The following is a 23,970-nucleotide window of genomic DNA, read 5'->3' as shown; positions in this document are numbered from 1 at the left end:
TCAGCCCTGATAACGAAGGGCTTGCTCCAGCAGCCCGGTGCGTTTCCACTGCAACTCCAGTGCGCCGGGGGTGTAGGCTTGAGCGCCTCCGATCTGCTCGGCGATGGCCTGGAAGCGTGCGGCTTCCTCGACGAACAGAATGGTTTCCGCGGTCTTGATGATCCCCTGGCCCCAGAAGTTGGCGCCCCCGTTGGACTCAAGCAACGCCGGAGGCGGCGCCAGTTCCGGGTGCTCATCGAGCCGTTGGCCGATGACCTCCCGGGCGCTGCGGGTACGCTCCAGATGGTTGGGGATCACCCGGGCCAGAAGATGACGCGCGGCTGCGACATACAAGATCGGAAAGTCCCGGTGTGCCAACGACCAGGCCGATAACCAGGCGGTGTGGACATGGATCAGGGTGTCAGCTTGCAGACGCGCTTCTTGCAGCAGCGAGTCGGGAGTTTGCGCGAAGGAGGTCAGGCTTAGTTTCGGTGTCTGATCGCGTGCCAGCCCACCCGGAAAACGCAACCCGAGCAAATGGTCTGTACCGGGGATTCGATGGCTGATATGGAAGGTCAGGCTGGCCGACAACGTACCGTTTTCGCGCAGCGTCTGGAACGCATGGACGGCATCGGCCCGCGCGTGTTCTATGGTCGCCGTCAGGCTGGCGGCATCAAGAAGTTGGCTCATGAATAATCTCCGTTTGGCTCTGGGCGCCGGTGCGCCCTGTCAGGGGTTGGTGGAGGAATGGGCCTTCCATTCATCGCTCAGGTTGAGATCCTTGAGCCCTTGTTCGACAAACCGTGCATCGAGCAGGTCATCGACTTTGATGTCGTTGCGAATCAGCTTGGCCTTGAGGCTGTAGGCGATCCCGTCCTGATAATGCTGGCGCAGATTCCCGTCGATCAACGGGCTGAAATGATCCTTCCAGGACTCGCCTTCGACCTCGCGCAGCAAAATACTTTCCGGCTGGCCCGATTGCGCTTGCAGCTTGATGTACTCGGCCTTGTTCTGTTCTTCGCTGGCCCACTTCAGTGCCTTCAAGTAAGCGGTGACGATCAGTTGGGTGACTTGCGGCTGCTGGGCAACGAAGTCACTGGCACCGAACAGTTCGGCGCGCATTCTCCAGTCGGCGGGTGCCTGTTTACTGGACCAGATGATCTTGCCGACCTTTTTGTCCTTCAGCAGGAAGGCGTCGCTCAAGGTAAAGAAACCATCCACCCGTCCGGCGCTCAGCGCAGCAGCACCGGCTTGCGGGTTGAGATTGAAAATGCGGAAGTCGTCGAAACCCAGATGCCTTGAGTCCAGCAGCTTGGCGAACGACAATTCCCAGGGGCGACCACGATGCAGGGCGATGCGTTTACCCTTGAGGTCGTCGATGGACTTGGCGGTGGAATCGGGCGGCACCACCAGATAAACATTGTTGCCAATGCCCCCGGCGGCGAGCAGTTTGGTCGACACCCCGGAAGAATTGAGAATGATAGTGGGCAGGTCGCCATAGAACGCGAAGTCGATGCGCTTGTTGGCGAACTCTTCGTTGATGAACGTGCCCACCGAGGACGTGGCGGCGGGAACCCACTCAAGCTCCACGCCACGCTTGGCCAATTCCTGTTTAAGCCAGGGGTCTTTGTCCATCAGATAGGTCGGGCCATTGAAGGTCACCTTTCCGGCATTGGAGAAAACCACGGTAGCAATTCGCACAGTCTTGAGCTTGAGCGGCTCTGCTGCGAAGCTGCCCAGGCTCGCGAACAAGGCCAGCAGCAGCAAGACAGGTGCAAACAATCGCGGTGAAAAGAGGCGGAGGGAAATCATTGTTATTGGCCCTGTCGGGCCATGGCCAGCCATTGGTGGCCATGGCTGGATTGATCAGAATTTGGTGGTCACCGATACACCAAAGGTCAGTGGGTCACCGTACATCACCCCGGCACTCTGGAAGCCGCCCGGCAACGTATGAGCGCGATACTCCTTGTTGGTGAGGTTGTGCACATAGGTAGTGACTTCGGTCTTGTTGCCTTGCAGCTCGTAGGTGACTCGCGCGTTGCCAAGGGTGTAGCCGCCGCTGCGCATGTTTTGCGTCTGGTCATTGGTGAAAAAGTATTGGCGGCTGCGCGTGTCCCAATCGGTACCCAGCACCACGGCTCCGCCGATGTTAAGCGGGATACGGTAATCGGCACCCAGCACCGCCGAGACGTTCGGCGCACGAACGAAGTTGTTTCCCGAGTAATCGTTGCTGCCGGAGGTGTAGTCAGTGAACTCGGTGTGCAGCAGCCCGAGGCCAAAATTGACGTGTAAGTTTTCCAGGGGGATGGCTTCGAGTTCGAACTCGCCGCCGTAGGCTTCACCTTGAGCACCGTTGGCCAGCCGCGAAACGGTCTGGTTATTGACGGCACTCACGATGTTCAGCTGGATGTCCTTGTAGTCGTAATAGAACACGCTGGCGTTGGCATTCAGGCGGCCATCGAACCACTCGGACTTGAACCCCAGTTCATAAGCTGTAAGAAATTCCGGGTCGACCGTGGCCACGGTGCTCTGGGTGGTGACGCCTGTGTTGTAACCCCCGGAGCGAAAGCCCTTGGAGTAGCGGAAGTACACCCGTGCATGGTCTGACAGCTTGTACTCGGGGGTCACGTCATAGGTCCAGTCGCTCCAGGTATTGCTCTCGTCCTGAGTGGCAGTGGTCGCCAGTGGTGAAGTCACGTTGCTCGATTTCCACCAGTCACCATTACCAAAAGTGGCCGCACCGACGCTGGCGATTCGGGAGAGATCAATCGACTTGTGTTCCCGGGTCCAGCGCAGCCCGCCCGTGAGGCTGAAGGCGTCGGTGAAGTTGTAGGTCAGGCTGCCAAATAGCGCATAGCTTTCGGTTTTCTGGTTGTAGGCGATCAGGTTGTAACTGCGGTTGACGTAAGTATTGTCCAGGGTTCCGTTGGCGCCTTTGGCGTCCAGGTCTTCGTTGAAATAGTGAAGCCCGGCTACCCAGTTCAGGCGGTCAGTACGCGGCGAGGCGAGGCGAAACTCTTGAGAGAACTGCTTGCTGTCGGCATAGGCATAGCTGCGTTGCAGTTCCAGGGGCGTATTGTCGCTGTCACTGAGCGCATCGCGCTTGAAGGATTCGACCGCCGTGATGGAGGTCAGCTCCAGGCCGCCCAATTGCCAAATCAGGTTCAGGTTGGCGCCGTTCTGTTCGATACTGGCGGTGTTCTTGGCGTTGTAGTAGACATCCCCTTGTTTGGGATCTACGTGATAGCCGAACTGGTTGTTGCCGTTGGCGCCCAGGCCGTAGTTGACGCTGGCGGTACTGCCGGTGTCGTGGTAGCGACGGCTGTGGAAATTCAGATTGGCTTCCAGGTTATCTGATAGCTCCGCCAGAAATTGCAGGCGAACAGCATCATCTTCCAGTGCCCCTCGGTCGTTGCCGTTGGCCTTGTTCTCGTTATAGCCCTCATTGCCCTGATGGCGGACCGAAACCCGGGCGGCGAGCTTGTCGTCGATCAACGAGCCCCCCTCGGCGCCCTCGACGGTACGACTGGCGTAATTGCCCATGTCGACCTTGAAGTAACCGTCCTCATTGAACGATGGCTTCTTGGAGATAAAGTTGATCGCGCCGCCTGTGGTGTTCTTGCCCCATAGCGTGCCCTGCGGCCCACGCAAGACCTCTACCCGGTCCAGGTCAAACAGCGGGAAACCCGTGGCGCTGATGTTGGAGATGTACACATCGTCCATATAGATGCCAACCGGGCTGACGGTATTGGCGCCTTGATCGCCTGTGCCCAGCCCGCGTATCCACCAGCGCGGCCGGCCGTGCCCATCGACGGTACCCGCCGAAGCGTTCGGGACATAGCGGGTGATTTCATTGGCTGAGTTCAGCGATGCCTGGCGAATTTTATCGCCACTGAGCACGGAGATCGGTGCGGCCACTTCCTGCACGGTTTCTTCGCGCTTCTGGGCGGTCACCGTGACTTTTTCAAGTGTTGTCGACGAACTGGTCTGTGCATCCTGGTCGACGGCGTCGGCGGCGAAGCTGCTTGCCATATAGGCAGTGCCGAGGCTGACGGCGATTGCGATGGGTAGTTTGCTGCGGATAAACATAGTGCTCCCCGTTACTGCTTAAACGAGAGGTTTGAATGCTCTCGATGCTGTCAGTTGGCTGAATGCAGGTCGATATAAGTGCCTGCCGCAAGGGGCTATCGCAACAACCGTACCGGAAAGTGGTGCGCTGCGAATAAAATATATCTCATTGAAAATAAAGGATATTTTTAGCAGGTTAGAGCGACTCTGAAAGGCGGGTCGTTATTGGGGTGCTGATACAGAAGCAGGTGCTGGGAGGGTGCTGCTACAGCAGCAGCTCTTTTATCGCTCAAGGATTTTCGCCGAACAGCACTCGGTGCTCAGGCGCCGCTGGCTTTGAAGGCGATCAAGTCAGTGCAATAGCCGATTGCACCCGGCAGGTTGCTATCGATCAGCTGACGAAGTTAAAGCTAAATTTGAGTTTGTGTCGGGTACACAAAGTACTGTGGCGTGAGGGAGGAGGGGAAACGAGGCATTCAGCTTATGCTTTGCAGGCAGGCAGGCAGGCAGGCAGGGCGGGCGATGGGATCGCCCGGCCCCCTTTTGTCGATCCAGAGAGAGGCAGCTTGTCTTTACTAATCGTTTAGTCGTTGAGTCGTAATCACTTGGCAGTAATCACCGACAACTTGGTAATCCCCGCGCGCTCGATGGACGCCATGGCGCGGGCGACTTCGCCGTAATTGACACCGTCGTCCGCCTGAAGCTGCACGCGTATATCTGGATTCTTGGCTTTGGCGCCTGCCAGGTTGATCTCCAGCAAGTTCGGTTGAATCTCGTCCTTGTTGATGAACACCTTGCCTTGGCCATCGATACTCACCACCAACGGATCTTTCTGCTCCACCGGGGCGACTGACTCGGTCTTGGGCAAGCTGATCGGGATGGCATTGGTCAGCAGCGGCGCGGTGACGATAAACACCACCAGCAGCACCAGCATCACGTCGACCAGCGGTGTGACGTTGATCTCGCTGAGTACTTCATCGCTGTCTTGGGTCGAAAAAGCCATATCAGGATGCCTCCTTCACTTTCTGCGCGGCGGTGTTGGCCGAGGCCTTGTTCGCGGCCGGATGGATCAGTACCCGAAATGAACTCTTCTGCGCCAGGCTGTAGAAGTCATGGGCGAAATCGTCCAGGTCGGCGGCAGTCAGTTTCAAACGCCGTAAAAAGTAGTTGTAAACCAGCACCGCCGGAACCGCGACCGCAATCCCCACACCGGTGGCAACCAAGGCTGCACCAATCGGACCGGCCACGGTTTCCAGGCTCGCGGAACCCGCTGCACTGATCCCTTTCAAGGCCGACATAATCCCCCAGACCGTACCGAACAGGCCGATAAAGGGCGAGGTGCTGCCAATACTGGCAAGGATCGCCAAGCCTGTTTCCAGAGAACGACGCTCACGCACGATCTGCTGACGCAAGGCGCGTTCGAGGCGATCCTGATGGTTGATCGCCTGACTCAGGTCTGCGGCATGAGGGGCATCGCCAACCTGGATTGCGGCATAACCGGCCTGAGCAACACGCGCCGCCGCGCCAGGTTGGCGAGTGGCCAGCTCCGCAGCGGATTCGAGGCTCGAAGTGGCCCAGAATTGCTTGTGGAACTTGCGGTCCTGCGCCTTGAGGCGGGTGAACTGCACCCCCTTGAGCAAGGCCAACCCCCAGGTGGCGACGGAAAAAATGACCAACAGCCAGATGACCGCATGTTCAATGGATTCGAAGGGCGAAGAGAGTAAGTTCATGGCGTGTGTACTCTTGCTAGTGTGTTGAGGTCTGCTGTGGCGATGCTCCTTTTGTCAGGTGGCCCGCGGCTGGAATGCACTGCTGTGATGACGGTTTGATCTGGGTTAAACGGTTACTTGATCTTGAAATCGATGGGGACGCTGACCCAGCCGTCCTGGGCGACATCACCTTGCTTGGCCGGAACAAAACTCCAGCGCTTGACGGCAGCGAGTGCGGCATCGTCGAGTTGCTCACGCCCGCTGGTTTTCTGAATCTGGATTTCACCCGGTTTACCGCTGGCCAGTACATGCACCCGCAACAACACGGTGCCTTCCCAGCCACGGCGCATGGCCAATGACGGGTATTCCGGTGCAGGGTTATGCAGGTAGCCGGCGTTGGCCGAAGCAGGGGTTACCGGCTTGGGCGCAGGAGGGGCTGGAGGGGCCGGCGCTGCGACCGGTTGTGCAGGTGCAGGTGGTGCAGGCGGTTGCGCGACTGGCTTAGCCACGAGTTTGGGTACTGGTTTGACCACGGGCTTTGGCTTGGGGACCGGTTTAGGCGGCGGCGGTTTTACAGCCAATTCATCTTCGACCGGCGGCGGTGGCTCGACCACAGGCTGCGGGATTGGCTCCGGCGGCGTAGCCACTACAGGCGGCGCAGGCTGGGAAAACTCGATGGTCATCGGCGGGATTTCCGGTGGCACGATCGGCAGCGCTGGCGGTGGATTTTGGTTGACCCAATAGATCACTGCGCCATGCAACACCAGCGCGAAAACCCCCAGCAAAATCCCTTCGCGTCGGCTCAATACGCCCTTGGGCGTGGTGTGCAGACGCGAAAGCGCCAACGGTCCGCGAAACGTCCGGCCCAGATCGACCAACTCGCCGATGGGTGCCTGGCGCCACAGCGCTTCAGGTGCGTCGGCTGCGGTCTGGACATTGCCCATTGATTAACTCCTGCGAACTTCGCATTTCATGCAATTGGATTTAAACGATCAAAACAACAGCAGCCCGGCGTAAAAATTAGAAAAACAACACCACTGACCTGCGAATCAATAGGCAATCAATTTCTGCGGTTGAATCTTCCCGGCATGACTTTGTTAATGAACTTTAAAAAGCTTCGTTGGCACTACAGCAATAACTGTGCCTTCACTGTTGGCCGATGATAAGTGCCTGTTTTCAGGGCTGGGGACTGCTTTAATCTGCGCTGAAAAATCAGGGCTGCTATTGAGGCAGCACTGATTGCTGCTTCGTTGCTGCTGTAGCAGCATCACGCATCAACTAGCAGGTTGTATTGTTTCATCCACGATATCTATCTATCCGGATGGTGCCCAATACTCTTGCTGTTTGATCCGTGTGGCAAAAGCGCAGATTTGCGGCGCTCTTCACCCAGCGCCAGCGCGGCTTGTAGAGGGCGCGGGTCAACCCAGTCGTGCAAGTCGAAGTCGTGTTCCAGGAAACCGTGCAACCACAGCGACTTCTTCTGCGATTGCAGTAAATGCAGGCGCTCGGCCGATAGGTCTGGATGCAGCGAGCGATGGAAGTCGTTGCGATAGGCTGCGGCGACGCCATCGAGGCTGCCAAGGGTTTCGCTTTTCAGGATGTCATGCACGCCGCTGAAGTTTTGCGCTGCCCAATCCGCCGCGCGCAGAGTTTGGTCCAGGAAGCGCACCAGCACATCGAAGTGGTTGTCGATGAAGTCCTGGTGAACGGTAATCGGCCTCGGGGTTCCGTTGTTGACTCGCCACTTGCGGTCTGGCATGGCATCCAGGTCGATGCCGACGACCGCACCCACGGCGCGTGCGGCATCGACCGCCGAAGCGCCCTTGACGTACACCGCATCGACCCGACCATTGGCCAGATAATCCAGACCTGACCAGAGGTTTCCCAGGCCCTGCCGGATAGTGCCGCGCTCGTCCCGGTTGGCGGGCACTTCAACCAGCTCGACATCGTCAAAGCCCAGCCCTGCATAGGCCAGCGCGCCCCGGTAACCCTGCAAGGACATGCCTCGAGCGATGCTGCTGCCCCGGGCATGGCTGGGGATTTCATGTTCGATCCAGTCGGGCAGTGCCAGGCGCTTGCCCTTGAGATCGGCTGGCTGGCTGATACCGGAGTCGGGGCGAACCAGAATGGTTTGCCATTCATCGATCCAGGTCAAACCGATCAGACGGGTCTGTGCGCCTTGGGCGCGAGCAGCCAGAGCAAGGATATTTCCGCCCTCGCGAATCAGTGACGGCAATTGATGATCGTAGTGATGGCGGCCAAGCTCCCGATTGTCCTGCAAGGTGTCGACGCTGATGCCATCGGCGGCGAACTCTTCGGTTAGCCACCCCAACTGATAGGCAACGCCAGTGGCGGTCGGCACCGGGCAACGGGTGAACCACAGCTGATTGAACGTCGGCGGTGTGGCAGGTGTATTGAACGGCATGTTGAGGCTCCTTGGATGATGGCACGTGGACGCAATCGGCTGCATGTGTTCAAGTCGCTGATGACTCAAGCCAGTTGGCCGACCCTGGCCGAACTGGACAGCATCAAGGTTCCAGTCTGCGTCATGGCTGGCGACAGCCATGGACTGACGCCCGCCAGTGGCGGTCAGGCATTGGCCGAGCATCTTGCGAACGCCAGCTTCGAACTATTGAGTCAGTGCGGTCATCAATTGATGCTGGAAAAGCCGGAGCAAGTGCGTCGGGCACTCACGCGATTGTTGGACACGCCTGTTTGAGCGGTTTGGCAGTGTTCTAACTCTTCGTGTCCAGGCCAGTCTCTAGTCCAGTTCCTTCCAGACGGCGTCCTTAACCTCCACCCGCTTGGGTAATAATTTATTTTCATAAAATAGGTCTGCCGTCATCTGTTGCGCCTCAATAATTTTTTCATTGATTGGCAACACCGGTGAAGGTGGCCGATTGTCGACATAGCGGGTGACTACCGCTGTCGGCAATCCCATAGATTTCGCCAGCACCTGCACGCTCTCTTCCTGCTGGCTACGCGTCAACGCTTCGGCCGTAGTGAGTTCATTGAGCAGTGAGTGGAGGAAGGGCCCATTTCTTTCGGCATAATCACGCCTGGCCGTGTAGACAGGCCCAGATAGACCAAGCCCTTCACCGCTGGCGAGTAAACGGCTATGGCCTTCGCTCAGTGCCAGCGAAGAGTAAGGGTCCCAAATTGCCCAGGCGTCGACGCTGCCTTGCTCGAATGCGGCTCGGGCGTCGGCAGGCGTCAGGAAGATCGGCTTTATGTCCTTGTAGTTCAGGCCCGCCTTGTTCAGCGCGCGGAGGATCAAGTTGTGCGAACTGGAGCCTTTCTGGAAGGCGACTTTCTTGCCTTTCAATTCAGCGACATTATGTAGATCGCTGTCATCGCGCACCAGAATGGTTTCAGCCTCTGGCTTGGCCGGTTCGGCACCTATGTAGACCAGATCGGCACCGGCCGCTTGAGCGAACAACGGTGGAATGTCGCCGGTGGATCCGACGTCCAGCGCGCCAACGTTTAAAGCCTCAAGCATCTGTGGTCCGGCTGGAAACTCAATCCATTGCACCGTGGTCTGGGCAAAGCGTTTCTCCAGAAGGCCATGTTCCTTGGCCAGCACTAAGGCGATAGAACTTTTTTGGTAGCCGACCCTCAGGGTCGCTGGGTCTGCCGCTATGGCGCTATTCGCTTGCCCGACTAGGGCAAGGCCTACGCAAATAAGGGCTAAAGGTTTCATTGCTGTCTCGCTTTGCTAAGCCGGAGCGTGAATGCTCACCCCGGGTGAGGAAGGGCTTATTCGGCAGTCGATGGCTTTTCCCAAAGGTTGATCCCGCCTTCAACAGCGAAGCGGTCGATTTCAGCCAGCTCTTCGCTGCTGAACGTCAGGTTTTTCAAGGCCCCGACGTTTTCGATGATTTGCTCCGGGTGACTGGCGCCGATCAGCGTCGAGGTCACACGTGGATCACGCAGGGTCCAGGCCAGCGCCATTTGCGCCAGACTCTGACCACGACGTTGGGCGATTTCATTGAGGGCACGCACGTGAGCGATGTTGCTCTCGGACAGGTGAGACGCCTGCAATGACCCACCGCCCGGGCGATTGACCCGCGAATCCTTCGGCACGCCATTCAGGTATTTATCGGTCAACAAACCTTGCGCCAGCGCCGTAAAGGCGATCACGCCCGCGCCGAGTTCTTCGGTGGCGTCCAGCAGGTCCTTTTCGACCCAGCGGTTGAGCAGGTTGTAAGCCGGTTGATGAATCAACAGCGGCACTTTCCATTCTTTGAGCAACGCCGCCATTTCGCGGGTTTTCGCCCCGGAATAAGACGAGATGCCAATGTACAGGGCCTTGCCTTGCTGCACGGCGGTTGCCAGCGCGCTGGCGGTTTCTTCCAGCGGGGTCAGCGGGTCGAAGCGGTGCGAATAAAAGATATCGACGTAATCGAGGCCCATGCGCTGCAAGCTCTGATCGAGGCTGGCCAGCACGTATTTGCGCGAGCCGCCGCCCTGACCATAAGGCCCCGGCCACATGTCCCAACCGGCTTTGCTGGAGATGATCAGCTCATCTCGGTAATGCTTGAAGTCTTCGCGCAGCAGACGACCGAAGTTGATCTCGGCGCTGCCATAGGGCGGGCCATAGTTGTTGGCCAGATCGAAGTGGTTGATGCCCAGATCGAACGCGGTGCGCAGCAGTGAACGCTGAGTGTCCATCGGCGTGCTGTCGCCGAAGTTGTGCCATAGCCCGAGGGACAAGGCCGGCAAAACCAGGCCGCTACGGCCGACGCGGCGGTACGGAATGGATTCATAGCGGTTTTCGGCAGCGATATAAGTCATTAATCCCTCTCGTGTTCAAAGAATGGGTTGGCTGGGCGTTTCAAACCCAGATTCTCACGCAGGGTTTTGCCCTCATACTCGGTGCGAAACAACCCACGCCGCTGTAATTCGGGCACCACGTGGTGAGCAAAGTCCACTAGACCACCCGGCAGGTGCGGCACTAACACATTGAAACCGTCGGCAGCGCCCTGTTCGAACCAAATCTGCAGCTGGTCAGCAATTTGCGTAGCGGTTCCTATCAGGCTGTAGTGCCCACGGCCTCCAGCGATACGGCGACCAAGTTGCCCCAGTGTGAGGTTCTCTCTGTCAGCCAGTTCAGTCAGCAACTGCTGGCGACTCCGCTGGCCGCTGTCGGTCAGCGGCAACTTGGGCAATGGCCCATTCAACGGATAACCTGACAGGTCGAAGTTACCTAGCATGCGCCCCAACAGGGCAACGCCCACCTCAGGCTCGACCAGCGCCTGAAACGACTCGAATTTCTCCCGTGCCAACGCCTCGGTTTCGCCGACCACCACGAACACCCCCGGCATAATTTTTAGCGAATCTGCACTGCGTCCGAATTTGCCCAGTCGGCCTTTGAGGTCGGCATAGAACGCTTGGGCACTGGCCAGCGAGGGTTGTGCGGTGAACACCACTTCGGCCGTTTGCGCTGCCAGCTCGCGGCCCGCTTCGGAGGAACCCGCCTGGACAATCACCGGCCGCCCTTGCGGCGAGCGCGCCACATTCAGCGGTCCTTTGACCCTGAAGTGCTCGCCTTGATGATTGAGTACATGAAGCTTGGCCGGGTCATAGTATTCGCCGCTGGCCTTGTCGCGACTGAAAGCGTCATCCGCCCAGCTGTCCCACAAACCGGTCACGACCTCATAAAACTCCCGGGCACGGCTATAACGCTCGGCGTGACCAATATGTTCGTCCCGACCGAAGTTCTGCGCTTCGGCGGCGGCATCGGAAGTCACCAGATTCCAGCCAGCGCGGCCATAAGACAGATGATCGAGCGAAGCGAACTTGCGCGCCACATGGTAAGGCTCGTTGTAGCTGGTGGTGACTGTACTGATCAGGCCAATGCGCTCGGTCACTGCGCTCAGTGCCGAGAGTAGGGTCATGGGCTCGAAGTGATCGGAGCGGGCCATGCGGCTAGCAATGTCGCCGGTGGCCGCTGCCACGCTGTCGGCGATAAACAGGGTGTCGAATTTTGCTGCTTCGGCGACCTGGGCCAGGTGCTTGTAGTGGGAGAAGTCCAACCCGGCATTGGCGGGCACTTCAGGATGGCGCCAGGCTGCGACGTGGTGACCTGTCGCCATGAGAAACGCACCCAGTTTCAGTTGTCTTGGAGCATGGCTCATGCTTAGAAATCCTTGCGCAGTTGAATGCCGAAGTAACGCTCATCATCCCGTGGCACTGCCCGGTAGATATAACCGGCGCCGCTTGCCAGCAGCGGAGAATAGGACTTATCGGCGAGGTTCTTGCCCAGCAGTGCGACACGCCATCCATTGGTGTAGTCGGCCAATGCCACGCTGGCGTTCCAGATGCCATAGGCGCCTTGTTTGGTTTCGGGGTTCTGACTGATGTCGTACTGCACTTCGCTTTGCCAGTTGTAGTCGGTGCCCAGTTCGACATCCAGTCCGTTAGCCAGTGGGATGGTGTAGTCGGCGCGTACGTAACTTTTCCAGTCAGGACTGAAGGGCAGGGGTTTGCCATTCACATTGCATGACGCCGCAGCACCCGCCGGGCAGGAAAACTGGTCGATGCGTGCTCTGGTATAAGCCAGCGCCCCGGAGAGTTTCAGGTTCTGCGTCGCCTGCAATGCATAGTCAGCTTCGACGCCTTCGGTGCTGACGCTGCCGGCGTTGATCAGCCGCGTCACGACCTGCCCGGCAACGGTGTCATAGAAGTTCGCCTGGTAGTTGTCGTAGTCGCTATGGAACACCGCCACGTTGGTGGTCAGGCGATTATTCCAACTGGTCGCCTTGACCCCCAGCTCCCACGTGTTGGAGGTCTCGGGCTTGAGTGCATCGGTGTCGCGCGGCTGCATGTTGAAGAATACGTTATAGGCCGGACCCTTATAGCCACGGGAGTAGGTCAGGTAGGTCATGATGCTGTCGGTCAGGTCGTATTGCACGCCCAGCCGTCCCGACCAGCCGTCTTCATCCACCGAGCCGGTGCTGCTGGTGCTTGGCTGGATACCGCTGACGGTAGTGGCCGATGTGGATACCCGACGGTGATCGTATTCCAGTTCATCATGGGTCCAGCGCAGGCCAGCGATGCCGCGAAAGGTAGAGGTAAAGTTGAGCGTGGTCTCGCCAAATGCCGAATAGCTGTCACTGGTGGTGCTGTAGTCGGCTACGCCACGGTTGGTCGAGGCTGGTGTTATCAATGTGCGGCGATAAGTCTCTTCGTCTTTGCCGTGCATGTAGAACAGCCCGCCAACGTATTCTATGAACTGCCCTTTTGGTGAGGCCAGACGCAGCTCTTGAGAGTATTGGTTGTAATTCAGGTCTCCTTTGTCCTCGGTGCCGGGGAAGGTCGCAGTGATCGTGCTCAAGCGGTCGCCGTCCTGCCATTGGGTATTGTCCCAGCCGCGCCAGGCGGTAATGGAGGTCAGTGTGTAATCGCCGAGGTTCCAGTCGAGCTGAGCGGACAAGCCTTTGTTGGTGTCGTCGACATGGCTACGGTAGTCGCTTTCGATGTTGCGGTTGTCGTTATTGGCGTGTACAGGCGCCAGTGCGGCGGCGAAAGAAGGGGTAAGGGCCTTACTGATTACGCCATTAGGAGTGTCGTCATGGGACTGTATGTAGTCGGCAGCAACCGTCAGCTTGATATCGTCACTGGGGGTAAACTCCAGCTTTCCACGAACACCCTTGCGGTTGTAACCGTTAACCTCTTGACCGTTGGCCTTGTTATGCACGTTGCCGTCATAGCTACCGAACAGGGTGGTCAGAGAGCCTTTGAGGGTCTCGGGGATCAGGCTCCCGCCGATACCGAAGCGGGTGCGGCTTTCGTTGCCGCTGAACCAAGACTGATCAATGTAACCATGGGTCTCGGCGGTTGGTGCTTTGGTGATGATGTTCAGTACGCCAGCAGACGCGTTCTTTCCGAATAGCGTGCCTTGTGGGCCACGCAGTACCTCAATGCGGTCCAGGTCAAGCAGATCCAGAGTGGCCTGCCCCGGGCGGCCATAAACAACCCCGTCGATAACCGTAGCCACGGTGGGTTCGACACCGGGCGAAGTGGAGATAGTGCCAACCCCACGGATAAATAATGAAGTGTCCTTGTTCGAGGCACCCGTACGGAAGTTTAAAGACGGTACTTGCTGGACGATGCTGGCCACGCTGTTGCGGTTGTCACGCTCTAATTGCTCACCGTCGATCACCGATATCGCCACCGGTACCTTCTGCAGCGATTCCTCGCGGCGGGTGGCAGTGACAGTTACCGCTTGTAGGGTCGCAGTATCCGTCGCTTCATCTGCCGCGAATACCTGGATGGCGGGTAGCGTGCTCAATGCCAAAGTGGCGGCAATGGCTTGGGCCAGTCGCGAAGGTCTTACGGGTTCCCCAAAAGTGTGGTGCATATTGATATTCGCTCGATAAAAATGCTTTGGTCACCGTGGTTCTGCGACCACTGCGCCTGATGATTTGAAACGGGGTGACTTGTAGGGGCATTCGCTCGAGCGAGTAGCAGACAAAGCACTTCGTTAGCGCTAACATCGCCAGTATCTTCAAGAGATATATAGATCGTCAAATACTGAAAAATTACTTTTATATTCTTTTTTGGTTGGATAAGGACGAACGCTTTGAGCGATCACAAAAATCCGCCGCGCAAACGCCGTGGCGCCGGGCGCATCACCCTCAGTACTGTGGCTGAACGGGCGGGCGTCTCATCAATGACGGTTTCGCGCTATTTCAACCAGCCGGAACAAGTATCCCTGGAGCACCGCGAGCGGATTGCTCTGGCCGTAAACGAATTAGGCTATGTGCCCAATCTGGTCGCCGGCGGACTTGCCTCGACGCGTGGGCGGATCATTGGCATGGTCATTCCGAATATCTCCGGGCCTATCTTCGCCAACACCATTCAAGGTTTCAGCGATACGCTCAGCCGTCATGGTTATCAGTTGCTGTTGGCCTCAAGTTATTTTTCTGCCGAGCAGGAAGAGAATGCGGTCCGGGCGTTCCTCGGTTGGTCGCCAGCAGCGTTGGTGGTGACCAGTCACTTCCACAGCCAGGCCACGGAAAAAATGCTCGCCGAAGCCGACATCCCGGTGGTTGAGACCTGGGATTATCAACCCGAGCGTGGGCCTATCCAGATCGGCTTTTCGCACTATCAAGTTGGCGTCATGGCCGCTCGCTACCTTCACGGTAAAGGTTATCGGCGCATCGCTTTCGTGGAGAACAGTGCAGCTGGAGATCTCAGTGCCCTGGAGCGACGGGATGGCTATGCGACGACCATGTCCTCATTGGGGCTGGTCCCTATCGTGTTTGCTCCCAGCCCTGACTGCGCACCTTTTGAGGCGGGCAAGCAAGCGATGGAGGTGTTGATGGCGGCTCAAAATAGGCCCGATGCGCTTATATTCGCTAACGATAACATCGCGGCTGGAGGGCTGTTAGCGGGGCAGCGTGCCGGCTTGCGGATACCCGAGGACTGCGCGGTGTTGGGTTTTGGCGACTATCCATTTGCCGAGATGTTGTTGCCCAGTCTGAGCACGATCAAGCCGCCGGCACTGGAAATAGGTGTGCTAGCGGCGACACGGGTGTTGCAGAGCCTTGGGGTAGTGGGGCTAGAGGGAGAGCTGCAGCGTTTGAATCTCCTGGAGTGTCGATTGATCGAGCGCGAAAGTGCCTGAGTGCTTTGGCTGAATACACGCAGACGAAAAAATCTGCGTCAGGCATTTATTATTCGGCTGGGGCTAAGCTTTGGGCCGAAATCCGATCCTGACGATGGTCGGCTGAGTGTCGTACTACGCGGTCGTTCGAGCAGTGAGTTTTTAGGGATGAGCCGTTCGTGCTTGGCTCTAACCTTATACCTAAACGATATTTGTTATCTCTGCAGTTAGCTCTTTATGATCACGTCATTACTCGTTATGACAAGTTATCTTAATGAACGACACAGCCAAGGTTTTACTGCCGCTGTCCAGCGTACCGTTGCACACCCAACTGCGTGATTTATTGCGCAGCAGGATCCTTGATGGCGAATACGCCCAAGACAGCCAGATGCCCTCGGAAAGCGAGTTGTGCAGTCTGTTCAAGGTCAGTCGCATCACCGTGCGCCAGGCCTTGGGCGATTTGCAGAAAGAAGGGCTGATCTTCAAGATCCACGGTAAAGGCACCTTTGTCGCCAAACCCAAGACCTTCCAGAACGTCAGTACCTTACAGGGGCTCGCCGAGTCGATGACCGGCCGTGGCTACGAGGTGATCAATCGCCTGCGCAGTTTCAAATTCATCCCCGCCGACAAGCTGGTCGCCGAGCGTCTGCGACTGCTAGAAGGCGAGACCGTGGCGCAGATCAAGCGTGTACGACTGATCAACCGTGAACCGATTTCCCTGGAAGTGACCTACCTGCCGCAAGCCCTTGGCGAGCGGCTGGAGAGTGCCGATCTGGTGACCCGGGACATTTTTCTGATTCTGGAAAACGACTGCGGGCTGTCGCTGGGCCATGCCGATCTGGCCATTGATGCCGTTTTGGCTGACAGCGATCTGACCCAGGCGCTGAACGTCGAAGCTGGCTCGCCGATCATGCGCATTGAGCGTCTGACCCATTCTGCCGATGGCCAGCCCCTGGACTTCGAGCATCTTTATTATCGTGGCGATGCGTTCCAGTACCGTCTGCGTATCGACCGTAACCGAGGCCCTCAGGCATGACTCGAGCCGTACTTGAACAGGAATACGACATCGTCGTGATCGGCGGCGGTACTGCCGGGCCCATGGCGGCAATCAAGGCCAAGGAACGCAATCGCAACCTGCGCGTGCTCTTGATCGACAAGGCCAACGTCAAACGCAGCGGCGCCATCAGCATGGGCATGGACGGCCTCAATAACGCAATTATTCCCGGCCATTCGACGCCGGAGCAGTACACCAAGGAAATCACCATCGCCAATGACGGCATCGTCAATCAAGCGGCGGTATATGCCTACGCCACCCACAGTTTCGAAACCATTGAGCAACTGGACCGCTGGGGCGTGAAGTTCGAAAAGGACGAGACCGGCGACTACGCGGTGAAAAAGGTTCACCACATGGGTGCCTATGTGCTGCCTATGCCGGAAGGGCATGACATCAAAAAAGTCCTGTACCGCCAGTTGAAGCGGGCACGGGTGAGCATCACTAATCGCTTGGTCTGTACCCGTTTATTGACCGATGCCGACGGCGCGGTGAACGGGGTGATGGGTTTTGACTGCCGCACGGCGGACTTTCATGTGATCAAGGCCAAGGCGGTGATCCTCTGCTGCGGCGCGGCCGGGCGATTAGGGTTGCCGTCTTCGGGTTACCTGATGGGTACTTATGAAAACCCGACCAATGCTGGCGACGGTTACGCCATGGCCTATCACGCGGGTGCCGAACTGGCGAACCTGGAGTGTTTCCAGATCAACCCGCTGATCAAGGACTACAACGGCCCGGCCTGTGCCTACGTCACCGGTCCCTTGGGCGGCTACACCGCTAACAACAAGGGCGAGCGCTTCATCGAGTGTGACTACTGGAGCGGGCAGATGATGTGGGAGTTCCACCAGGAACTCGAAAGCGGCAACGGTCCGGTGTTCCTCAAACTCGATCACCTGGCCGAAGAAACCATCCAGAACATCGAGCAGATCCTGCACAGCAACGAACGCCCGAGTCGGGGTCAGTTTCATGCCAATCGTGGTACTGATTACCGCAGCGACATGGTCGAAATGCATATCTCCGAGATCGGCTTTTGCAGCGGGCATTCGGCCTCGGGCGTGTGGGTCAACGAGCGGGCCGAGACGTCGGTCAAAGGCCTGTATTCGGCCGGGGATATGGCGGCGGTTCCGCATAACTACATGCTCGGCGCGTTCACTTATGGCTGGTTCGCTGGCAGCAACGCCGCAGACTTTGTGGCTGATCGTGATTTTACGACACTGGATACGCAGCAGATCGAGCGCGAACAGGCGCGGGTTTACGCACCACTTGATCGCGAACACGGCCTGCCTCCGGCTCAAGTCGAATACAAGCTGCGGCGCTTCGTCAACGACTACCTGCAACCGCCGAAAGTGACGAAAAAAATGCAGATCGGTTTGCAACGCTTCAGTGATATCGAGCACGACCTTGATCAGATGAAGGTCAGCAATGCCCACGAACTGATGCGCGCCATGGAAGTGAGCATGATCCGCGACTGCGCAGAAATGGCTGCACGTGCTTCGTTGTACCGCGCCGAGAGCCGTTGGGGGTTGTACCACTATCGAGTCGATCACCCGCACCGCAATGACGCCGACTGGTTTTGCCATTGTCACCTAAAAAAGGGCGAGGACGGCAACATGATCAGCTTCAAAAAAGCTGTCGAACCCTATGTGATTCCTCTCGACGCCAACGAAATGCAGGCTTATGACCGGCTGCGAGTCGGTGCCAATGCAGCTTGACTGGCGCGAAATAACCCGTTACCCAAGAGAGCTGAAGGCTCCGAGGACACCGTGAAATGGCCTACCAGCCCCAGGAAATCTTCTTTCGCTCCAACGCCCCCGTCACCGTCGACGAGGACAAATGTATCGCCCATAAAGGCTGCACCGTTTGCGTCGATGTTTGCCCGATGGACCTGTTGGCGATCAATCCAGCCACGCAAAAAGCTTACATGGCGTTCGACGAGTGCTGGTACTGCATGCCGTGCGAAAAAGACTGCCCGACCGGCGCGGTGAAAGTGGAAATCCCTTACTTGCTGCGTTGAACCCATCGCTGGTCTGCTGACCGAGCAAAGCCATCCGGCAACTACCGGACGCCTGAGAGCACTACCCCTCGTTTCCCACCGCGCCTGATCGTGGCGGAGACGACTCTTATAAATTACGAGGGGATAAACCCATGTTATTGCGTGCAGCCCTGGCCGGCTTTGTCCTGGCCTCATTGACCTTGCCTGTCCAGGCAGAAACCATCCGCATCGCCATCGGTACCCAAGACGCCACCATTAACTGCGCCGCTGGCGGTTTGTTGATTCGTGAGCTGGGCCTGTTGGATAAATACTTGCCCCACGATGGTAAATACAAGGACGCGACGTACGACGTCGAATGGAAGAACTTCACCAGCGGTGCGCCGCTGACCAATGAAATGGTCGCCGGCAAGCTGGACTTCGGTGCCATGGCTGACTTCCCCGGCGCCTTCAACGGTGTGGCGTTCGAAACCGCAGGCAAACACAGCCTGTTCATCAGCGTATTGTCCGGCAGTATCAAAGGCAGCGGCAACGGTATCGTGGTGCCCAGCAGCTCTACTGTGCAGTCGTTGTCCGAGCTCAAGGGCAAGAGTATCTCTGTCCCGTTCGCTTCGACCGCCCATGGCATGTTGTTGCGCGCCGTCGCCGTCGAAGGTTGGGACCCGCTCAAGGATGTGAATATCATCGCCCAAGCTCCTGAAATCGCGGGCTCGGCCTTGCAGGCGAACAAAATCGATGCCCACGCCGACTTCGTGCCCTATGCCGAGTTGTTCCCCAATCGTGGTTTCGCTCGCAAGATTTACGACGGTTCCCAGTCCAACAGCCCGACCTTCCATGGCGCGCTGGTTGACGAAACCTACGCCAGGCAATACACGGAAGTGGTGGTCGCCTATCTGCGTGCGGGGATCGAAGCCAATCAATTGCTGGCCGCCGAACCGGAAAAATACAGCGAGCTGATTGAGAAAGTCACGGGTATCGAAGCCGAGGTCAATTATCTGTTCCACGGTCCGTTGGGCGTGCAGACCCGCGAGATGACCTGGAAGCCCGAATACCGTCAGGCCGTAGGCACCGCCATTGATACCCTCAAGCTGCTGAAGAAGGCCGACAGGGGGCTGGATCTGAACAGTTTCATCGACGATCAGTACATCCGCGCTGCGTTTAAAGCCTCGGGACTGGATTACACCGAGCAATTAGCCAACTACGTCCAGTTGCCGCTCAACGCCAATGATGCAATCAGCGGTAAACCCATCACCGACTTCACTCGGGTGGCTGAAATATGGGTCAAGGGTGAGCCGAAAGTGCGCCATTACGCTTCGGCGGAATCGGCCTTCAGTGCGCTGGACAGCTTAAAGAAAGAAGGCAAAAGCATCCGCGCGATCTATGCCCAGGCCAGTGACAGCGGGATCAAGCTGCTGGCCGATCAGGCCTGGTTCGCCACTGATGCCAAGGGGCGGCTCAGCGCTTTTCTGCTCAAGGGACAGGCGCAGCAGTACGCCAAGGCCAAGGGCGGCAAGGTGCTCGATTTCACCGATGCCAGTGCCAAGTCCATCGCCAGTCGTTGAGGCCCATTCGCCAATAAATCCGCTCCTGCAGAAAGCATGCAATCTCTGCGCGAGCGAATTCATTCGCGAAGGCTGCAGCACAGAATTTCCCGGAAAATATTTATGTCCGCATCATTTATTCACTGGATCCCGCGTACGGCATCTTTACTGATGTGCCTGTTGTTCTGGCAACTCGCCGCCGGCCATCACTGGAATTTGGGCGTGGTGACCTTCGCCAATGTGCCTACCCCTCTGGCAGTGGCGCAGGCGGCAGCGAGTCTGATGGACTCGGGCAAACTCGGCCAGCATTTGAGCGCCAGCCTGAGCCGGGTGTTTGCCGGCTATGTAGTAGCCGCTGTGATCGGCATCGGGCTGGGTGTGGCCATCGGCCGTTCAAAATGGGCCGAAGATGTCTTGCTGCCGCCATTGGAAGTTTTGCGCCCGATCCCGGCCGTAGCCTGGATTCCTCTGGCGATTTTGATGTTCCCGTCATCGGAGCTGTCGATGATTTTCATCACCTTCACCGGTGCGCTGTTTCCGATCCTGCTCAACACCGTGCACGGTGTCGAAGGTGTCGATCCACGCCTCATAGCCTCGGCAAAAAGCCTCGGGGCAGGGCGTCTGTCGATTCTGTCGGAGGTGATTTTGCCGGGCTCGGCACCGAGCATCATCACCGGCCTGGCGATTGGTATGGGCACTTCATGGTTCTGTCTGGTGACGGCGGAAATGATCTCCGGCCAGTTTGGCATTGGTTATTACACCTGGGAGTCGTACACCATCCAGAACTACGCCGACATCGTCGTCGGCATGTTGCTGATTGGCGTGCTCGGCATGGGCAGCAGTCTACTGATCAAACGGTTGGGTGGGCTGTTTACCCCTTGGTATCGACCGCGAGGCAAAGCCTGATGAACATTGCACAAATCCCTGCAGGGCGCATCGACATCCATGACCTGTCCATCACCCTTGGCGAACAGAAAGACGCGTTCGAGGCGGTGCAGGCGCTGGAGTGCCAGATAGAGCCCGGTGAATTCGTTTGTATCCTCGGGCCGTCAGGCTGCGGCAAATCGACCTTGCTTGGCGCCCTGGCCGGCCATCTGCAACCGCGCCAGGGTCGGCTGGAGGTCGATGGCGTGCCGGTGCAAGGCCCGTCGCCGCAATGCGGCATGGTGTTCCAGCAACACACGTTGTTCCCATGGCGCTCGGTTCGCGACAACGTTGCCTTCGGCTTGAAGATGAGCGGTGTTGGCAAGTCCGAACGGCAAGCCGCCGCCGATGAAATGCTCTCGCTGGTGGGCCTGAATGGCTTCGCTGATCGCTGGCCGAATCAGCTCTCCGGGGGCATGCAGCAACGGGTGGAAATCGCTCGTGTGTTGATCAACCGACCACGCCTGTTGTTGATGGACGAGCCGTTCGGTGCCCTCGATGCCTTGACCCGTTTGAAAATGCAGGAGTTGTTGTTGGATATCTGGACCCGCATCCGCACCACGGTGGTGTTTGTCACCCACGACATCGACGAAGCCTTGTTTTTGGCCGATCGCCTGCTGGTGATGAGTTCGCGCCCCGGTCGTATCATCGAAGACTTGCGCCTTGATTTTCCTCGCCCACGTTTGACTGAGCTGGTCACCAGCCCTGAATTTTCACGTTTGAAGCGTCATTGCCTCGAATTGCTGCGTCATGAAGACGGTAGGCAATTACCTCGCCTGAATCCCCTCGGGCTTCCCATTGAAAATAATCGACCGCGATTCGCCATATGACTGATATGACCGACACCCTGAATGACATCGACAATCCCGACATTCTTGCCCTGCGTCCACGCCTTGAAGATGAAGACCCTGGCGTGCGGCGCATTGCCTTGATCGAACTCGCTGACCTTGAGGAGCCCGACGGGTTGCTTTGGTTGGTCGACCGGTTGCGCGCGGACCCTTCGATTGAGGTGCGTACGGAGGCGGCGCGCCTGCTTGAAGCCTGGGAAGAGGTCAAGGTCGTCCAGGTGCTGTGCGAGGCATTGACCGATCCCGCCCACGCCGTTAAAGACGCTGCGGCCCAAAGCTTGAGCGTGCTCAAGACACAAGAAGCAGGTGAGGTGATTCTGCCGTGGGCTGCGCACGCAAACGCCACTGTGCGCATCGCAGCGTTCCGGGCATTGCGTGAATTACGCTTGCCCGCCGCGGCGCCAGCGGCGGTGATCGCACTTAACGATGAGGATGCCAGTGTTCGCCGTGAGGCCGTCGGCGTGCTCGGCTGGCTGAAGCAAACCGAGGCTCTGGATGCCTTGGCCAGACTCGCCAGCGAAGACCCGGATACCGATGTGCGCCGCGCAGCCACTGGGGCTTTGGGGTTGGCCATTGATGCGCGGGTTTTACCTGCCTTGCGCCTGGCTTTGCAGGATGCAGCCTGGCAGGTTCGCGAAGAAGCCGCGACCACTTTAGGTAAAGTCGGCCACGACGATGCCGGCCCGGCGCTGATCGCGGCCCTGGGGGACGATTACTGGCAGGTGCGATTGCGTGCAACCCGCAGCCTCGGCCGCTTGCGTTATGTGCAGGCACTGCCGGGCCTGATCGAGACCCTTGGTCACAGCATCAGTAATCTGCGCAAGGAAGCCGCTTTGGCACTGGGTGAACTTGGCGACAAAGCGGCATTGGCTGCCTTGCAAACTGCGCAGAACGATGGCGACCCGGAGGTGCGCAAAGCCGTGCGAATTGCACTGAGCCAACTGCAATGAGTCAGGCACCGCAGGCCATCGGTAATTCGCGGGGCAAACAGCAGTTGCGGCTGGACTGGGCCGACGGCAGCGTGCAGTTGATCGGTCACGCTCAGTTACGCCGTCAGTGCCCCTGCTCGCAATGCCGCGCGTTTCGACTGCAGGGGTTGAAGCCGGTAGTGTCGCCCGGCATTCGGCTGTTGGAAGTGAATCCCCAGGGGTATGGCCTGCAGTTGGTGTTCAGTGACGGCCACGAGCGGGGAATCTACCCGTGGGCCTATCTGGCAGGCCTCGGCGAGGCGTAAATTCAGTTGAAGGCTTTGCTGAATGAGTTGTCGATCACGGCCTTGGTATCAAAGGCTTTTTGCAGCGCGCCGGTCGTCAGCAGGAAGTCCGCCGTGCCTTGGTAGTCATCCGCAGCGCTCGCATCCACCGGGCCCACGGTCATGTCGGCCTGACCAATCCAGTGCCGCGAAACCGCCTGATCCAGACCGGATTTTGCAGCCCAGGTGTCGGCATAAGCATCCTTGTGCGTTTGAACCCAGGCCCGCGCTTTTTGCAAGCGTCCGAGGAAATCGGCGATAGCGGCGCGCTTGGATTCGATAGAGTTGGCGTTGGCCGCGATGCTGGACAGTCCGGGCATCAGGCCGCGAGCGGTCAGGATCGTGCGAGCGCCGGAGAATACTTGCTGCTGGGAGATATAGGGTTCCCACACCGGAAAGGCGTCGATGCTGCCTTGTGGCAATGCGGCGGCGGCATCGATGGGCATCAACTTGACGAACTCCACATAGTCCTTGGGCAGACCCGCTTTCTCCAAGGCACGCAAGGTCAGTTGCTGGCTCCAGGCGCCCGGCCAATAGGCGACTTTCTTGCCTTTCAGGTCCTGAATGGTCTTGGCCGGGGAATCCTTGGGTACCAATAACGCAATGGTGTCGGGGTTCTGTCGGGATACGCCGATCAACTTGACCGACGCGCCTTTGGCGGCGAGGAAGATAAACCCGGAATCGCCGAGAAAACCTAGGTCCAGTGCCCCGGCTTCCAAGCCTTCAGCGACCGGAGCGGCGGATTGAAAGTGCTTCCAGTCGACTTTGTAAGGTGCGCCTTCCAGCACGCCTGACGCCTCCACTGAGGCCTGAACGTTGTAGTAGTTCTGGTCGCCAATCACCAACGTGATTGGCTCTGCGGCCTGGCTCAAAGGGGTTGCGAGGGCAAGGGTTGCCAGGCCGTGGCGGATAAAACGAAATAAATTCATTACAGTCTCTCAAGGTCTGTCCGGTCTGGCTTCAATGCCGTCGGCAACAGGTTTGAGAAGATCAAGTGC

The 23,970-nt window shown here is 58.1% G+C and carries 22 protein-coding genes; 10 read left to right on the top strand and 12 right to left on the bottom strand.

Going from position 1 to position 23,970, the window contains the following annotated elements; translation table 11 throughout:
• The 7 genes from K0F75_RS11385 to K0F75_RS11355 form a co-directional block, all read right to left on the bottom strand.
• Positions 1 to 669 (bottom strand): class II aldolase/adducin family protein, encoded by a 669-nt coding sequence (locus tag K0F75_RS11385; RefSeq protein ID WP_219061950.1) that lies wholly within the window; start codon positions 667 to 669, stop codon positions 1 to 3.
• A gap of 39 nt (positions 670 to 708) precedes the next feature.
• A complete protein-coding gene (locus tag K0F75_RS11380; RefSeq protein ID WP_219061949.1) occupies positions 709 to 1,791 on the bottom strand; it encodes an ABC transporter substrate-binding protein in 1,083 nt (360 codons plus the stop codon).
• A gap of 54 nt (positions 1,792 to 1,845) precedes the next feature.
• Complete coding sequence (locus K0F75_RS11375) at positions 1,846 to 4,068, bottom strand: TonB-dependent receptor (RefSeq protein WP_219061948.1); 2,223 nt, start codon at positions 4,066 to 4,068, stop codon at positions 1,846 to 1,848.
• Positions 4,069 to 4,648: 580 nt separating this feature from the next.
• Positions 4,649 to 5,050, bottom strand: a complete 402-nt coding sequence (locus K0F75_RS11370; RefSeq protein WP_219061947.1) for a biopolymer transporter ExbD — start codon at positions 5,048 to 5,050, stop codon at positions 4,649 to 4,651.
• A gap of 1 nt (position 5,051) precedes the next feature.
• Positions 5,052 to 5,777: a MotA/TolQ/ExbB proton channel family protein gene (locus tag K0F75_RS11365; protein WP_219061946.1), complete on the bottom strand. Its 726-nt coding sequence runs from the start codon at positions 5,775 to 5,777 to the stop codon at positions 5,052 to 5,054.
• 113 nt (positions 5,778 to 5,890) lie between these two features.
• A complete protein-coding gene (locus K0F75_RS11360) occupies positions 5,891 to 6,700 on the bottom strand; it encodes an energy transducer TonB (protein WP_219061945.1) in 810 nt (269 codons plus the stop codon).
• 365 nt (positions 6,701 to 7,065) lie between these two features.
• Positions 7,066 to 8,181, bottom strand: coding sequence for an ABC transporter substrate-binding protein (locus K0F75_RS11355; RefSeq protein ID WP_219061944.1), 1,116 nt, complete (start codon positions 8,179 to 8,181; stop codon positions 7,066 to 7,068).
• Between the two features lie 15 nt (positions 8,182 to 8,196).
• Here K0F75_RS11355 and K0F75_RS11350 point away from each other — a divergent pair, with 15 nt between their 5' ends.
• Positions 8,197 to 8,475: an alpha/beta fold hydrolase gene (locus tag K0F75_RS11350; RefSeq protein WP_219061943.1), complete on the top strand. Its 279-nt coding sequence runs from the start codon at positions 8,197 to 8,199 to the stop codon at positions 8,473 to 8,475.
• 42 nt (positions 8,476 to 8,517) lie between these two features.
• Here the strand turns inward: K0F75_RS11350 and K0F75_RS11345 are convergent, their stop codons facing one another.
• Genes K0F75_RS11345 through K0F75_RS11330 form a run of 4 tightly spaced genes read right to left on the bottom strand, consistent with a single transcriptional unit; the run spans position 8,518 to position 14,118 of the window.
• On the bottom strand, positions 8,518 to 9,456 hold the full coding sequence (locus K0F75_RS11345; protein WP_219061942.1) for a sulfonate ABC transporter substrate-binding protein: 939 nt from the start codon (positions 9,454 to 9,456) through the stop codon (positions 8,518 to 8,520).
• 56 nt (positions 9,457 to 9,512) lie between these two features.
• Positions 9,513 to 10,550: an L-glyceraldehyde 3-phosphate reductase gene (gene mgrA / locus K0F75_RS11340; RefSeq protein ID WP_219061941.1), complete on the bottom strand. Its 1,038-nt coding sequence runs from the start codon at positions 10,548 to 10,550 to the stop codon at positions 9,513 to 9,515.
• A complete protein-coding gene (locus K0F75_RS11335; RefSeq protein WP_219061940.1) occupies positions 10,550 to 11,893 on the bottom strand; it encodes an LLM class flavin-dependent oxidoreductase in 1,344 nt (447 codons plus the stop codon). The genes mgrA and K0F75_RS11335 overlap by 1 nt, the downstream gene beginning before the upstream one ends.
• Positions 11,894 to 11,895: 2 nt before the next feature.
• Entirely contained in the window at positions 11,896 to 14,118 is a 2,223-nt protein-coding gene (locus K0F75_RS11330; protein WP_219061939.1) for a TonB-dependent receptor, read from the bottom strand.
• Between the two features lie 222 nt (positions 14,119 to 14,340).
• Between K0F75_RS11330 and K0F75_RS11325 the strand changes: the two genes are divergently transcribed.
• From K0F75_RS11325 to K0F75_RS11285, 9 genes are all read left to right on the top strand, one after another.
• Complete coding sequence (locus tag K0F75_RS11325; protein ID WP_219061938.1) at positions 14,341 to 15,387, top strand: LacI family DNA-binding transcriptional regulator; 1,047 nt, start codon at positions 14,341 to 14,343, stop codon at positions 15,385 to 15,387.
• Positions 15,388 to 15,640: 253 nt separating this feature from the next.
• Positions 15,641 to 16,402 (top strand): GntR family transcriptional regulator, encoded by a 762-nt coding sequence (locus tag K0F75_RS11320; protein ID WP_219061937.1) that lies wholly within the window; start codon positions 15,641 to 15,643, stop codon positions 16,400 to 16,402.
• Positions 16,399 to 18,129: a fumarate reductase/succinate dehydrogenase flavoprotein subunit gene (locus tag K0F75_RS11315; RefSeq protein ID WP_219061936.1), complete on the top strand. Its 1,731-nt coding sequence runs from the start codon at positions 16,399 to 16,401 to the stop codon at positions 18,127 to 18,129. The genes K0F75_RS11320 and K0F75_RS11315 overlap by 4 nt, the downstream gene beginning before the upstream one ends.
• Before the next feature lie 56 nt (positions 18,130 to 18,185).
• The gene (locus K0F75_RS11310) at positions 18,186 to 18,431 is read left to right on the top strand and encodes a ferredoxin family protein (RefSeq protein WP_003180418.1); all 246 of its coding nucleotides are present in this window, start codon (positions 18,186 to 18,188) and stop codon (positions 18,429 to 18,431) included.
• Between the two features lie 131 nt (positions 18,432 to 18,562).
• Positions 18,563 to 19,969: an ABC transporter substrate-binding protein gene (locus tag K0F75_RS11305; RefSeq protein ID WP_219061935.1), complete on the top strand. Its 1,407-nt coding sequence runs from the start codon at positions 18,563 to 18,565 to the stop codon at positions 19,967 to 19,969.
• A 102-nt stretch (positions 19,970 to 20,071) separates the two neighbouring features.
• Positions 20,072 to 20,854, top strand: coding sequence for an ABC transporter permease (locus K0F75_RS11300; RefSeq protein WP_219061934.1), 783 nt, complete (start codon positions 20,072 to 20,074; stop codon positions 20,852 to 20,854).
• Positions 20,854 to 21,702: an ABC transporter ATP-binding protein gene (locus K0F75_RS11295; RefSeq protein ID WP_219061933.1), complete on the top strand. Its 849-nt coding sequence runs from the start codon at positions 20,854 to 20,856 to the stop codon at positions 21,700 to 21,702. The genes K0F75_RS11300 and K0F75_RS11295 overlap by 1 nt, the downstream gene beginning before the upstream one ends.
• A complete protein-coding gene (locus K0F75_RS11290; RefSeq protein ID WP_374028628.1) occupies positions 21,699 to 22,670 on the top strand; it encodes a HEAT repeat domain-containing protein in 972 nt (323 codons plus the stop codon). The genes K0F75_RS11295 and K0F75_RS11290 overlap by 4 nt, the downstream gene beginning before the upstream one ends.
• Positions 22,667 to 22,954, top strand: a complete 288-nt coding sequence (locus K0F75_RS11285; RefSeq protein ID WP_219061932.1) for a gamma-butyrobetaine hydroxylase-like domain-containing protein — start codon at positions 22,667 to 22,669, stop codon at positions 22,952 to 22,954. Before K0F75_RS11290 ends, K0F75_RS11285 begins: the two co-directional genes overlap by 4 nt.
• A gap of 2 nt (positions 22,955 to 22,956) precedes the next feature.
• Here the strand turns inward: K0F75_RS11285 and K0F75_RS11280 are convergent, their stop codons facing one another.
• The gene (locus tag K0F75_RS11280; protein ID WP_219061931.1) at positions 22,957 to 23,901 is read right to left on the bottom strand and encodes an ABC transporter substrate-binding protein; all 945 of its coding nucleotides are present in this window, start codon (positions 23,899 to 23,901) and stop codon (positions 22,957 to 22,959) included.
• Positions 23,902 to 23,970: the final 69 nt, after the last annotated feature.

The sequence above is a fragment of the Pseudomonas sp. UMAB-08 genome (genome assembly GCF_900095225.1).
In the GTDB taxonomy this organism is placed as follows: Bacteria; Pseudomonadota; Gammaproteobacteria; order Pseudomonadales; family Pseudomonadaceae; genus Aquipseudomonas.
The sequence above is the reverse complement of the archived record's forward strand: the minus strand, read 5'-3'. Positions and strand labels throughout refer to the sequence as shown.

Excerpts from the sequence above, each read along its gene's own strand:
- K0F75_RS11385 (WP_219061950.1), bottom strand. The coding sequence starts at position 669 with ATGAGCCAACTTCTTGATGCCGCCAGCCTGACGGCGACCATAGAACAC.
- K0F75_RS11380 (WP_219061949.1), bottom strand. The coding sequence starts at position 1,791 with ATGATTTCCCTCCGCCTCTTTTCACCGCGATTGTTTGCACCTGTCTTG.
- K0F75_RS11375 (WP_219061948.1), bottom strand. The coding sequence starts at position 4,068 with ATGTTTATCCGCAGCAAACTACCCATCGCAATCGCCGTCAGCCTCGGC.
- K0F75_RS11370 (WP_219061947.1), bottom strand. The coding sequence starts at position 5,050 with ATGGCTTTTTCGACCCAAGACAGCGATGAAGTACTCAGCGAGATCAAC.
- K0F75_RS11365 (WP_219061946.1), bottom strand. The coding sequence starts at position 5,777 with ATGAACTTACTCTCTTCGCCCTTCGAATCCATTGAACATGCGGTCATC.
- K0F75_RS11360 (WP_219061945.1), bottom strand. The coding sequence starts at position 6,700 with ATGGGCAATGTCCAGACCGCAGCCGACGCACCTGAAGCGCTGTGGCGC.
- K0F75_RS11355 (WP_219061944.1), bottom strand. The coding sequence starts at position 8,181 with ATGCCGTTCAATACACCTGCCACACCGCCGACGTTCAATCAGCTGTGG.
- K0F75_RS11350 (WP_219061943.1), top strand. The coding sequence starts at position 8,197 with ATGATGGCACGTGGACGCAATCGGCTGCATGTGTTCAAGTCGCTGATG.
- K0F75_RS11345 (WP_219061942.1), bottom strand. The coding sequence starts at position 9,456 with ATGAAACCTTTAGCCCTTATTTGCGTAGGCCTTGCCCTAGTCGGGCAA.
- mgrA (WP_219061941.1), bottom strand. The coding sequence starts at position 10,550 with ATGACTTATATCGCTGCCGAAAACCGCTATGAATCCATTCCGTACCGC.
- K0F75_RS11335 (WP_219061940.1), bottom strand. The coding sequence starts at position 11,893 with ATGAGCCATGCTCCAAGACAACTGAAACTGGGTGCGTTTCTCATGGCG.
- K0F75_RS11330 (WP_219061939.1), bottom strand. The coding sequence starts at position 14,118 with ATGCACCACACTTTTGGGGAACCCGTAAGACCTTCGCGACTGGCCCAA.
- K0F75_RS11320 (WP_219061937.1), top strand. The coding sequence starts at position 15,641 with ATGAACGACACAGCCAAGGTTTTACTGCCGCTGTCCAGCGTACCGTTG.
- K0F75_RS11315 (WP_219061936.1), top strand. The coding sequence starts at position 16,399 with ATGACTCGAGCCGTACTTGAACAGGAATACGACATCGTCGTGATCGGC.
- K0F75_RS11310 (WP_003180418.1), top strand. The coding sequence starts at position 18,186 with ATGGCCTACCAGCCCCAGGAAATCTTCTTTCGCTCCAACGCCCCCGTC.
- K0F75_RS11305 (WP_219061935.1), top strand. The coding sequence starts at position 18,563 with ATGTTATTGCGTGCAGCCCTGGCCGGCTTTGTCCTGGCCTCATTGACC.
- K0F75_RS11300 (WP_219061934.1), top strand. The coding sequence starts at position 20,072 with ATGTCCGCATCATTTATTCACTGGATCCCGCGTACGGCATCTTTACTG.
- K0F75_RS11295 (WP_219061933.1), top strand. The coding sequence starts at position 20,854 with ATGAACATTGCACAAATCCCTGCAGGGCGCATCGACATCCATGACCTG.
- K0F75_RS11290 (WP_374028628.1), top strand. The coding sequence starts at position 21,699 with ATGACTGATATGACCGACACCCTGAATGACATCGACAATCCCGACATT.
- K0F75_RS11285 (WP_219061932.1), top strand. The coding sequence starts at position 22,667 with ATGAGTCAGGCACCGCAGGCCATCGGTAATTCGCGGGGCAAACAGCAG.
- K0F75_RS11280 (WP_219061931.1), bottom strand. The coding sequence starts at position 23,901 with ATGAATTTATTTCGTTTTATCCGCCACGGCCTGGCAACCCTTGCCCTC.